General features: G+C 30.7%; 8 protein-coding genes. 3 read left to right on the forward strand and 5 right to left on the reverse strand.

What is annotated here, in order from left to right; all coding sequences use genetic code 11:
- Window positions 1-59: 59 nt before the first annotated feature.
- From C7448_RS04260 to C7448_RS04275, 4 genes are all read right to left on the reverse strand, one after another.
- A complete protein-coding gene (locus tag C7448_RS04260) occupies window positions 60-293 on the reverse strand; it encodes a hypothetical protein (protein WP_115900087.1) in 234 nt (77 codons plus the stop codon).
- A 418-nt stretch (window positions 294-711) separates the two neighbouring features.
- The gene (locus tag C7448_RS04265; RefSeq protein ID WP_115900140.1) at window positions 712-1,326 is read right to left on the reverse strand and encodes a deoxynucleoside kinase; all 615 of its coding nucleotides are present in this window, start codon (window positions 1,324-1,326) and stop codon (window positions 712-714) included.
- A 91-nt stretch (window positions 1,327-1,417) separates the two neighbouring features.
- A complete protein-coding gene (locus C7448_RS04270; protein WP_115900088.1) occupies window positions 1,418-2,098 on the reverse strand; it encodes a response regulator transcription factor in 681 nt (226 codons plus the stop codon).
- Window positions 2,091-3,683, reverse strand: coding sequence for a sensor histidine kinase (locus C7448_RS04275; RefSeq protein WP_115900089.1), 1,593 nt, complete (start codon window positions 3,681-3,683; stop codon window positions 2,091-2,093). Before C7448_RS04275 ends, C7448_RS04270 begins: the two co-directional genes overlap by 8 nt.
- Window positions 3,684-3,803: 120 nt before the next feature.
- On the opposite strand from C7448_RS04275, the gene C7448_RS04280 reads away from it, so the two are divergent.
- Both C7448_RS04280 and C7448_RS04285 read left to right on the forward strand, forming a co-directional pair.
- Window positions 3,804-4,637: a GLPGLI family protein gene (locus C7448_RS04280; protein WP_115900141.1), complete on the forward strand. Its 834-nt coding sequence runs from the start codon at window positions 3,804-3,806 to the stop codon at window positions 4,635-4,637.
- An 88-nt stretch (window positions 4,638-4,725) separates the two neighbouring features.
- On the forward strand, window positions 4,726-7,512 hold the full coding sequence (locus tag C7448_RS04285; protein ID WP_115900090.1) for a carboxypeptidase-like regulatory domain-containing protein: 2,787 nt from the start codon (window positions 4,726-4,728) through the stop codon (window positions 7,510-7,512).
- Between the two features lie 55 nt (window positions 7,513-7,567).
- Here C7448_RS04285 and C7448_RS04290 read toward each other — a convergent pair whose 3' ends face one another.
- Window positions 7,568-11,245 (reverse strand): reprolysin-like metallopeptidase, encoded by a 3,678-nt coding sequence (locus C7448_RS04290; protein WP_115900091.1) that lies wholly within the window; start codon window positions 11,243-11,245, stop codon window positions 7,568-7,570.
- An 86-nt stretch (window positions 11,246-11,331) separates the two neighbouring features.
- Here C7448_RS04290 and lipB point away from each other — a divergent pair, with 86 nt between their 5' ends.
- Entirely contained in the window at window positions 11,332-12,036 is a 705-nt protein-coding gene (gene lipB / locus C7448_RS04295) for a lipoyl(octanoyl) transferase LipB (protein ID WP_115900092.1), read from the forward strand.
- Window positions 12,037-12,170: the final 134 nt, after the last annotated feature.

Consider the following 12,170-nt stretch of genomic DNA (forward strand, 5'->3'; position numbering starts at 1 on the left):
ATTAAAACAAGGAAATTATACAGTGCACAATTTCCTTGAAAAGATTTTAAGATGCTGTATTATAATCTGAAATGTTTTTTTTCAACTTCAGCATCAACCTCTAAAAATCTTACACATTTTTGTAGCTTATCACTCCAAACTAATCCGTCAGGACATACTCTACCTCCACCACTAGTAGGGTAATAAATTTCTTCTTCCACATAGATAGCACCTCCTTTAATAAGGTCTAAATTGTCAGTTTGTAAGTTTGTGAATTTCTCTAATCCCTTTGGTAAAAAAAATGTTTTCTTCATAATTATTAATTTTAAGTTAATTGCTTACTCTATTTCTTTTTTTTAAGTTTAAAGATTACATTTTCAGCTACCTGCAAATCATTAAACTAATAGAAGTTAATAGACTTGTTTTTTTAACAAGTTTCTTAAAATGAGTTGTCACAAATATTAGCTATTTGATAATAAAAAGTAAGGTGACTACGTGACTATTTATAAAAAAGGGAGGTACAATTTTAAAATTATACCCCTCTTTGAAGGAGTAATAATTAACTTGTTTTTAAAGAAGAAAGATTTGAGAATAAGACTTCTATTTGAAGGAGAGTTTTTATTTTTTAGGACGGCGCATACTTTATAAAAGCATGAACTGATAAAAGAAAACCCTTTGTTCTTTAGTAAAGAACAAAGGGTTTTCTTTTATAGTTTTTAAGCTCTTTAAAACTTAAAATAATCCATTTATTTGAGCATCTATTCTATCAATAACATAACCTAAGTCTTCTTGATTATCAACAAAATCTAAATTATCTACATCAATAATTAATAACTTTCCTTTAGTATACTGGCTAATCCAAGCTTCATAGCGTTCATTTAATCGACTTAAATAATCGATACTAATAGAGTTTTCATACTCTCTACCTCGTTTATGAATTTGACCTACTAATGTAGAAATATCTGCACGTAAATAAATTAATAAATCAGGTGGAGTTACCAAGTTTTCCATTAATTCAAATAGAGAAGAATAGTTGCTGTAATCTCTATTTGTCATTAACCCCATTGCATGTAAGTTGGGTGCGAAAATATGGGCGTCTTCGTAAATAGTTCGATCTTGAATTATTTTTTTACCAGATTTACGTAGCTCTAGTACCTGACGAAAACGACTATTTAAAAAGTAAACTTGTAAATTAAAAGACCAACGTTCCATTTCGGCATAAAAGTCATCTAAATACGGGTTTTCATCAACCGATTCAAAATGAGCTTCCCAATTGTAGTGCTTTGCTAATAATTTTGTTAAAGTGGTTTTACCCGCGCCAATGTTCCCGGCAATTGCTACGTGCATAATTATTTGTTGTAAAGTGTTTTTTAATATTGCTGGCACTGCCAGATTAGGGGACGGTAAAATTACATAAAAAAAGGAACTCATAAACAATTTAACAGATCAATTTATAACCATAGCCTCTTATGTTTATAATTTGAATATTCTCATCGTGTTTTAGCTTCTTTCGTAACTTGGAAATAAAAACATCCATACTTCGAGCATTAAAAAAATCGTCATCTCCCCATAACTTTTTTAAAATAAAAGACCTGTCTAAAACTTCATTTTTCTTTTGTGATAGGTGGAATAGCAACTCTGACTCTCGATGTGTTAACTTCTTACAATCATTATTAAAAGACAAAACTTGCTTGGTGTAGTTAAAAGTATAATTACCAATGTTAATTGCGTCGTAGTTCTTTTTTAATTCAACTCTGTTTAACAATGAGTGAATACGAACAATTAATTCTTCCATTGAAAAAGGTTTTTTAAGATAGTCATTTCCACCGTGCTCAAAACCTTCAACAACATCTTTAGCTTGCGATTTTGCAGTTAAAAAAATAATAGGAAGATGTTTGTTCTCTTGTCGAATCTCTTTAGCTAGTGTAAAACCATCTTTTTTAGGCATCATTACGTCTAAAACTAAAATATCAGGAGGGTTTACTTGATAAATTTCATAAGCTTCTTCTCCATTAAGAGCATGAAACACTTCAAAATTTCTAGTTTCCAAACTTTCTTTTACAATTTGTCCTAAACTAGGTTCGTCTTCTGCCAACAACACTTTAATAGTTTTACTCATTATTTAAAACAATTTTAAAAAGGGTATTATTCGGTTTTGAAATTAAGGATATAACACCTTTATGTTTTTCAATAATCTTTTTAGTATAATATAAGCCTATCCCAAAACCTTTTACATCATGGGTGTTTCCTTTTGGAATACGGTAAAACTGATCGAATATTTTTTCTTGTTGATTTTTGTCAATTCCCTTACCGTTGTCTGCTACAGTTATTTCAATGGCATTTAATACCTGATTAATATGTATTTCTATAATTTCGCCACCATATTTAATAGCATTGTCAAGTAGGTTAGAAATAGCATTTTCAAAATGAAACACATCAATATTTGTGATTATTTCGGATTTGTTTGATGAGAATTGAATTGTTTTTTCTGAGTTAGTAAACTGATGTTTTTTAGCGTTATTTTCTATCAATTCAACTAAATTGATAGGTTCTTTCTTTAAAAGTAATTTTTCACTATCAAGTGTAGCTGTTTCTAATAATTTTTCCACCATTAAATGAAGTTTTTCTATCTGTACAGATGAAATAGAAATATATTTTTTAGTTTTTTCCTTATCATTTATAGCATTAAAATTATTAATAGCTTCTAGTGCAGTTGAAACGGTAGTTATAGGTGTTTTGAATTCGTGAGTAATGTTGCTAATTAAATCATTTTTAATTTCAGCAAGTTCTTTTTGTTGATTGATAACTTTTAATAAGTAAAATAGACTTGTAACAACAGCCAATGAAAGTAAAAGAGATAGTATAATTCCTGTCGAACTTCTTTTAAGAATTTCACTTGATGGGTTCTCATACAATAGGGTTAGCTTTTCATTACTTTTAACATAAGTAGACTTAGCATCGCTTTGTAGGTTTAGTGTAGGTACTCCTTCTTTTTTTGATGAATAAAATAAAGTATCATGTTTAAAATGATTTAAGTAAAAAGGAGTTGAAATGCCTTTAGTCGTTAATTGTTTTTTTATAATAGAATCCAGTTTCACATGATCCAAAGAATCATTTTGAACAGAAATAAAAATGGTTTGTAATCCTTTTATTAATTTTAAGCTATCTGTAGCCCTCTTACCTTTAAAAACTTTTACTTCTTTAATTCCTGAAGAATCAAGATGAATACCAGATGTATGATCTTTATTAAATTGAGTAATCTGGGTGATTTTAGAATACTTTTTAGGAGTAGAGTCGTTAATCTCATGCTTCATATCATTAAGAAGTGAGTCAACAAAATAAGAGTTCATTTTTTTAAACTCTTTCGGGTTGTCAGTTCTAATATCAAAAGAAGAAATTTTAAACTGTATACTGTCCTTTTTTTTCTCTATTTGAGAAGAAAAAACTTCTTTCCAAATGTTTTTGTCGTTAAGGTTGTTTTTTGAAGTTGCTTTTCTAGATTCTACTATTGCAAAAAAGTTTTGCTTAGTTAAAGCAGCGTAATATTCTTCAACAGCATTATCTAAACTTAATTGAATTTCATTTATAACACGTTGCTTGTTTTGTTGATAGTTTTTGTAGTTCCAATAAAACTGTATCAGAATTGTAGCAATAATTGTAGCGCTAATTAAATATAATATCCAACGATGTTTTCTTGTATTCATGTTTCAAAGATAAAGTGTTAAAGTGAATAAAAAACATGGTTAACACTCGTTAACACTCATTAACTCAAAAAGATAATATAGCTAAGCATATTTGTAGTATTGAATTTAAAAACTAAAGAAATGAGAAATATCACACTATTAATATTGTTGTTAAGCGCATCAATGTTTTCGCAAAATTTTCAAGGAAAAGCTATCTATAAGACACATCGAAAAATTGATCTTAAAATAGATAATAAAAAAGGAGCGCCAAACTCTGAAATGCAAAAAAAATTGCAAACACAATTAATGAAGCAGTTTCAGCAAACATATACGTTAAACTTTGATAAGTCAATATCTACATACAAACAAAATAAAAAGCTTTCTTCACCACAAGCTCAAGTAGGAGGAGTGCAAATTCAAGTGATGGGTAGTGGAGGAGGAACTGATGTTTTGTATAAAAACATAAAGGATAAAAGCTATATAAACAAAACTGAGATTAGTGGTAAACGTTTTTTAATAAAAGACAAGTTAGAGAACTTTGATTGGAAAATGACCGGAGAAACTAAGAATATCGGAAATTATACTTGCTATAAGGCTACTAAAACGAGAAAAGAAACCAGAACTTCAATGTCTATGACAGATGGAGAAACAGAAGAAAAGAAAGAAGAGATAACTATTGAAACTGTAGTATGGTATACTCCTGAAATTCCCATAAGCAATGGTCCAGGACAGTTTTGGGGATTACCAGGGTTAATTTTAGAAGTACAAGATGGAAAACAAACGATTGCGTGTACAGAAATCGTTTTAAATCCGTCAGAAAAAATAGAAATAAAAGAGCCAAAAAAAGGGAAGAAGGTTACTCAAAAAGAATTTGATAATATAATAGATGAACATACGAAGGATATGATGGAGCGTTTCAAAAACAAAAGAAAAAGTAAAGACGGAAACTCTTTTCAAATAGAAATACAAGGGTAGTCTTATTGTATTGAATTTAAACTCTAGTTCTTACTCACAGTAAGGTTATAGTTTTAAAGGAGAGTCTACTTAATAATAAAATCATGTAATGAAAAAAATATTATTCATAGCTATTTGCATAGCTACCTGGACTGCTAATGCCCAAATTACACTAAAAGGAGTAGTGAAAGATAGTATTGGAGCCCCACTAGAAATGGCAAATGTAATTGCTATAAACAAAACAACTAAAAAACTAGATTCTTATGGTTTCACGGATGCTAAAGGGAATTATAAATTAAATCTAACTAAAAATGCTGCCTATAGTATAAAGGTAAGTTATATAGGTTTGAAAACGGTAGAAGTTGATGTAGAAACAAAAGATAGTAACTTATTTAAAGATCTTGTTTTACAGGTAGATGATAGTTTAGATGAAGTAAATATTACTTATACAATGCCTGTAACTGTTAAAGGTGATACAATAGTGTATGATGCAGATAGTTTTAAAAGCGGAACTGAAAAAAAGCTAGGAGATGTGCTTCAAAAACTACCAGGAGTTGAAGTAAATGATGATGGTGAAATTGAAGTTGAAGGGAAGATTGTAAAAAAGGTGATGGTTGAAGGAAAGGATTTTTTTGATGGAGATTCTAAATTAGCGACTAAAAATATCCCTGCAAATGCAATAAATAAAGTTCAGGTACTTAAAAATCATAGTGAAGTAGGGCAAATGAGTCGTGTTACTGATAATGAGGATAACGTTGTTATAAATATTAAATTAAAAGAAGGAAAAAAGAACTTTTGGTTTGGAGAAGTTGCTGCTGGTTTAGGATTAGGTATGGAAGATAGTCGGTATATAGCACATCCAAAGTTATTTTATTATAGCCCTAAGTATAGTTTAAACATTATAACTGATGTAAACAATATTGGAGAAGTGCCTTTTACAATGAGAGATTATTTTAAGTTTACAGGAGGCTTTAGACAGTTTGGAGATAATAACGGAACAAACTTTAATGTAGGATCTAACGATATTGCTTTCTTAACTTTAAGAAATAATAGAGCGAAAGAGATTGAATCAAAATTTGGTGCTTTAAACTTTAGTTATTCTCCAAAGAAAACTTGGGATATTAGTGGATTTGCTATCTATTCAGGAAATGAAACAGATATGGAGGAAACTACGCAACGTGTATATTCAAATGCTGGAGTTGATATAAATAACCTGCCTCCATATGATGAGAATAATCCGTCTTCAATAAAGTATATTGATACCGAACAAACACAAGATGTAACAAATCAAAAAAGTGATTTAGGTTTGTTTAAAATAAGTTCAAGTTATAAGCCAAATGTAAACAACCAATTTGATTATGATATTTTTGCTAAGGTTTCAAAGCAACAACAACTACAAACAACATTATCATCAAGAATATATTTAAATGCAGATGATGAGGTAGTGCCTATTCATCAAGTTTCAGAGCAAAGCCCGTTTTCAATTAATCAAAACTTAAATTATTATTATACCTTAAATGATAAAAATATTTTTGCTTTTGAGGCGCAACATTTATGGCAAAATGAAGATCCGTTTTACAATGCTGAACTGGAAAAGTTGTCTTTTTATAACTTGTTATCATTAACAAATGTTAATCCAAATCTAGGGGATCATAATTTATTTAATGTAAGTCAGAATAAAAGAATAAAAACAAACAAGTTAGATGCGAAATTAGATTACTATTATGTACTTAACTCTAAAAGTAATTTAAATATAACTTTGGGTGCTACCTTAAGTAATCAAGAATTTAACTCAACTATTTTTGAAGTTTTAGAAGGAAATAAAAATGAAATTACTGAATCCAATACAGTTAACGACGTAGATTTTTCTTTTGATGATTTGTATATGGGTTTGCATTATAAATTCATAACAGGTATTTTTACCTTTAATCAAGGTTTTACATCACATAACTACGTTTCTAAAAACACCCAATTAGGGTCAGTCTATGAAAATAGTTTTACTAAACTTTTACCAGATGCTTCGGTAAAAATTAACTTAAAAAAATCAGAGACACTACGTTTAAACTATGCCATGCAAACTAGTTTTACTGATGTAAATAAATTAGCAGAAGGTTATGTTTTTAATAACTACAATAGTTTATATTCAGGGAATAGAACTCTTGATAACTCATTATACCATAATATAAATTTGAATTATTTTAGTTTTAATATGTTTAATTATACCAATGTTTTTGGGGCAATCAACTATAGTAAACGTATTAGAGAAATTAAGAGTAATACAGAGTTTATTGATGTTAACCAAGTAAGAACTTCGGTAAACTCTGCTTTTCCTGATGAGTCTATTTCAGTAAGAGCAAATTTTCAAAAGAGTTTTAGAAAGTTTAAACTACGATTAGGAGGTAATGTATCTTATGGAAAATCGAATAGTTTAATAACTGATCGACAAACGAATGAAACAAGAAATAGGTTAGCGAAAACATTTTCTCAAACATATACCTCAAAATTTAGTACAAACTTTAAAGAAGCTCCGAATTTTGATGTAGGTTATAACGTGTCTATAAACAATTCAGATATTGGAGGAGTTGAAAACACTTTTACAACCCATAGTCCGTATATAAATTTTGATGCTTTTTTCTTAAAGGAATTTATTTTTACATCAAAGTATACCTATAATAGCGTACTTAATAATGGTAAAACAATTGATAGTTATGGTTTCTTAAGAGCAGATATTACGTATCAGAAAAAAGACAGTAAATGGGAATATAAAGTTGGAGTTACCAACTTATTAAATTCAACAGGATTGAATCAGAATAGTAGTAATGATATTTATGTGAGCAATTCTTCGTATGTAATTCAGTCTAGAATAGTAATGTTTACAGTAAAATATAATTTGTAAAAACACAAAGCAACCCAATTTTGGATTGTTTTGTGTTTTTTAGATTTAAAAATAGTTATTTAATAGCTATTTTTCTTGTTACTTGTTTACCAGCATTTTCAATTTGTAAAAGGTAAAGTCCGCTAGCAGTTTTAGTTAATTGTACTTTTTCATTAAATTGACTAGAAACAGTTGAGAACTTTTGTGTTTCAAGTAATCTTCCTCTAAAATCAAAAAGCCTAATAATTGTTGATTCTTTGTCTTTTACCTTGAAGTTTACCGTTACTTTTTTATCTAAGAGAGTGGGAATTGGACCTATTTTTAAATCATCAAACAACGTATTGTCTGTAGCAAAGCTTTCTTGAATAGTAATAGTATAATCTTCGACCTCACCATTAAAGTTTAATCCACAAGAGTTAGGATTGCTAGTTGACCTTGTAGAGATTCTCATAGTTGTAGAACCTAAAGGTGCATTTTCAGGTACGGAAACAGAAAGCGTGTTAGAAGAAGTTAAATCATAAGTTTCATCAGCGTCAAATATACAGTTTTGGTTCCAGTCTATCCAAGCAAAAGTATTTATGTCGCTGTTCCCAGTTGTGTTGATAGTAGTTGTTAAATCGTAGCTTTCACCTCTAACTACTTGCGTCGTTATTGATTTAAAATCTGAATACCCATTTGTTTTATTTGAATCATTATTGATACTATTAAAAGTAACATTCGTAATGCTTAATTGTGACTCAGTATTACCAGAAGAATTACATAGGTTATCATTTACGTTTAAAAGTATATCTACTGACTTGGTCATTGAACCTGATGTAGCAGTAACAGTAACTGTATAATCACCTATGGCAACATCCGTTAAGTTGGTTACTGTTAAAGTAAATTTTCCACTACTATTTATATTAGTAGGGCTCAACGTTGCAGTTGAATTTGTTGGAATTCCTAAATAAGAAAGGTTAACAGTTTCATTAAAACCATAGAGAGCAGTATAATCAAAATCAAAAGTTATTTCATTAGTCGCTTGTTTACATACAGACATATCTCCAGTACTGTTTGAAATAGAGAAAGTAGGTTCTAAAACAGTAATAGTATAGTCTTCTGCTTCACCATTAAAACTCAGTTCACAAGAATTTGGATTACTATCTAACTTTGTAGAAACCCTCATAATTGTTGGCCCTGTTGGAATACCTTCAGGAACAGTAACAGAAATAGTATTAGATGAGGTTAAGTCATAGGTTTCATTAGCATCAAAAACACAATTTTGGTTCCAATCAATCCATGCAAATGTTTTTATGTTATTATTTCCATCAGTATTGATAGAAGTAGTTAAATTATAGTTTTCACCTCTAACAACGTCTGTGCTTTGGCTAGTAAAGTCTGAATAACCAGTTGTTTTGGTAGAGTTATTGTTAATACTATTAAAAGTAACATTAGTAATACCTAATTGAGATACAATATTACCAGAAGAATTACAAAGACTATCGTTTACGTTTAATAGTATGTCTACAGATTTGGTTATTGAGCCTGATGTAGCAGTAACTGTAATTGTGTAATCTCCTTTAGTAACCTTTGTAAGGTCTGTTACAGTTAAGGTAAACTTTCCGCTAGTATTAATTGTAGAGTTGCTTAATGTAACTATAGAATTAGCAGGAGCTCCAGAGTAAGATAAATTAACTGTTTCATTAAAACCGTACAAAGCATTATAGTTAAAATCAAAAACTAGCTCATTTGTAGCTACGTTACATACAGAGATGTCTCCAGTATTATTAACTATTGAATAAGTAGGCGCTGTTGGGAAAATTGTTAAGTTGGTGTTATTAATATTGTAAAAAATGTTATCTGCTGCTTCAACTAATATTCGAGCATTAGTTGTGGGAGTATCAGGTATAACAATGTCTTCTGAACCGTCATTTGGTGTATTGCCTTTTAAAGTAATAGGAAAAGTAAGTCCTCCATCTGTTGAAAGTTTTATATTTACATTAGCACAATTAATAGGAGCTTGGTCTGTAGCTCCTTTACTCCAAGTAATAGTTTGAGTAGAACTAGCTCCCCAAGATACAGCAGAACTAGGGCTAGTAACGGTAAAAGCCTCAGCATCTATAATATTAATTTTCATATCATCTCTAGCAGAGTTACCTCCTCCAGCATGATTATCTCTTACTGTAAAGGCAAAGTCTAATTCTCTAGCAACTGATGGTAAAACCTCCCATTCTGTAGAAGTGTTTCCGCTTAAAACTGTTGAAAGAGCAGGGAAATATCTATCTGGAGACTTTGAAGGAGATAATGACCTGAACATAGGTCCTCCAGTATTTGTAGGTAATGGAGACATTGTTGCGGTTTCATTATCAATTTGCTCCCAGGTATATGTCAAAGAAGATGTTCCGTCAGCATCAGTAGCTTGTCCTTTCAAAACAAAAGGAGTAGATTTAGGAATACTTACATCATTTCCAGCGTTAGCAGTCGGAGCGTTGTTCCCAATGTTTGTTGAGGTAGCACAACTTCCTGTTCCTTGTACATGGCTCCACATTTGGGCTATACTAACAGCGTGAAAATAATCGTCACTTACATTTTGTACATTTGGTGAACAGATACCGGCATACCCCATAATTGTAGAACCGCTTCCAGGTTCAACAGCTGTACTAGTACTTCTGTTCCCATCACAAGAGTTGTTAAATGTATGAGTAGCTCCGAATTGATGTCCAACTTCATGAGCAACATAGTCTATGTCGTAGGTATCACCTATAGGTCGGCTTCTTCCAGTAACCCCTTGAGCTTTATAGTTAGTAGCGCAAACAGAGTTTAGTTGAGCCAAACCTCCGGCACCAGTACTAAATGTATGCCCAATATCGTAATTAGCGTCACCAATAATGTTGTCACATTTTACCTGACTTTCATCAATTAAAGTATTAGCATTATCATTGGTTAATCCATCAGTATCAGCATCTAAGAAAATTAAGGAATCATTATTATCAACAATAATCATTCTTACCGCTAAATCTTTTTCATAAACACTGTTTACACGAGTTATAGTAGTATTCATAGCTGATAATACAGCAGCTTTTTTTTCTGTATCACTAGCTGTTGATGGTACTCCTTGATTATTTATATGGAACTGGGCATATTCACCTGTACAAGCTATTGCCATTCTGTAGGTTCTCAAGTTACCATCATTAGCATTTCTTCTTTGGCGTGGTGATATGTTTTCTTCTTGTACAGTATCTTCAACCTTACAAAGAAATTCATCTTTGATGGAAGCTAGACTGCTCTTTTTGTATATTATATACTCTTTATAGTCCTTAGTATAAGGGTTTATGTATGAAGTACCTTCATTTGCTGAAAAAATGATTGCATGAACTCCATCTTTTCCTATACTTATCTTAGCAGAAGAAGTAGGATTGTCAATTCCCTGTGCTGAAAAAGATTTAATCATAGGGAACTTCTCGGCTAAACCTGATGCTAAATAAGGAGTTTCCTTTATTGAAAAACTTTCTAGTTTTCCATTAGCATTAGGAAGTTGTATAATTTTTGAATTAGGTCCACTTTTAGACTCTAAGTTTGGTAATGTGTTTTTAAATACATCTAAATCCAAACTCATTAAAACGTATTGTTTTGGTGAAGAGTTTGTACTGAAAGTTCGTTTTTTTTGTTGAGCAATAGCGTCTTTATGAACTCTTGTCCATAGTTGTTGTGAATACAAGCTAACTATTGAAAAGTAGAAAGCAACTAAAAAAGGAAGGGTACTTTTTTTAAACATGGTTTTTGTAATTGATATACGTTTAGTTTATAACAGTAAAACTCTAAATTTCCCTACCTTTGTAAGGTAGTTTAGCGCCACAATTTATGAATAAAAAAATAAGAATTAGTGATCTAGGAAGAAAAGATTACAAGGAAACATGGGATTACCAAACTAATCTTTTAGATGAAATAGTGTCATTAAAAAGAGAAAGAAGAAATGAAAATAGTGAAATTGAGACTCCTAATTACTTTTTGTTTGTAGAGCATCCACATGTGTATACTTTAGGGAAATCAGGAGATATGAATAATCTTTTGTTAAACGAAGAAAAGTTAAAAGAGAAAGAAGCAACTTTTTATAAGATCAATAGAGGAGGAGACATAACTTATCATGGACCGGGACAAATTGTTGGTTACCCAATCTTAGATTTAGAAAACTTTTTTACTGATATTCATAAGTATTTACGTTTGTTAGAAGAATCAATTATTTTAACAATTGCAGAATACGGATTAGAAGGCGAAAGAAGTGATGGAGAAACAGGTGTTTGGTTAGGTGTAGGTACACCGTTTGCTAGAAAAATTTGTGCTATGGGGATTAGAGCCAGTAGGTGGGTTACCATGCATGGATTTGCCTTGAATGTGAATGCTAATTTAGGGTACTTTGACAATATTATACCATGTGGAATTCGTGGTAAAGCCGTTACTTCGATGGAAGTCGAACTAGGTAGAAAGGTCTCGGAGGAAGAAGTAAAAGAAAAAATTATAAAACACTTTAAAGAACTTTTTGAAGTGGAAGAGTTTGTAAAAGCATAAAAAAAAGGGTTGACAATTGTCAACCCTTTTTTTAGATATTGTCTCGTCCTGAAATAAGTTTACACAATTTAGACTTATTTTATGAAAAACAATGTATCCAAGAAGAAGCGTACACAGTGTGATTACAATTTAGG

The sequence above is a fragment of the Tenacibaculum gallaicum genome, from assembly GCF_003387615.1.
GTDB classification, from domain to species: domain Bacteria; phylum Bacteroidota; class Bacteroidia; order Flavobacteriales; family Flavobacteriaceae; genus Polaribacter; species Polaribacter gallaicus.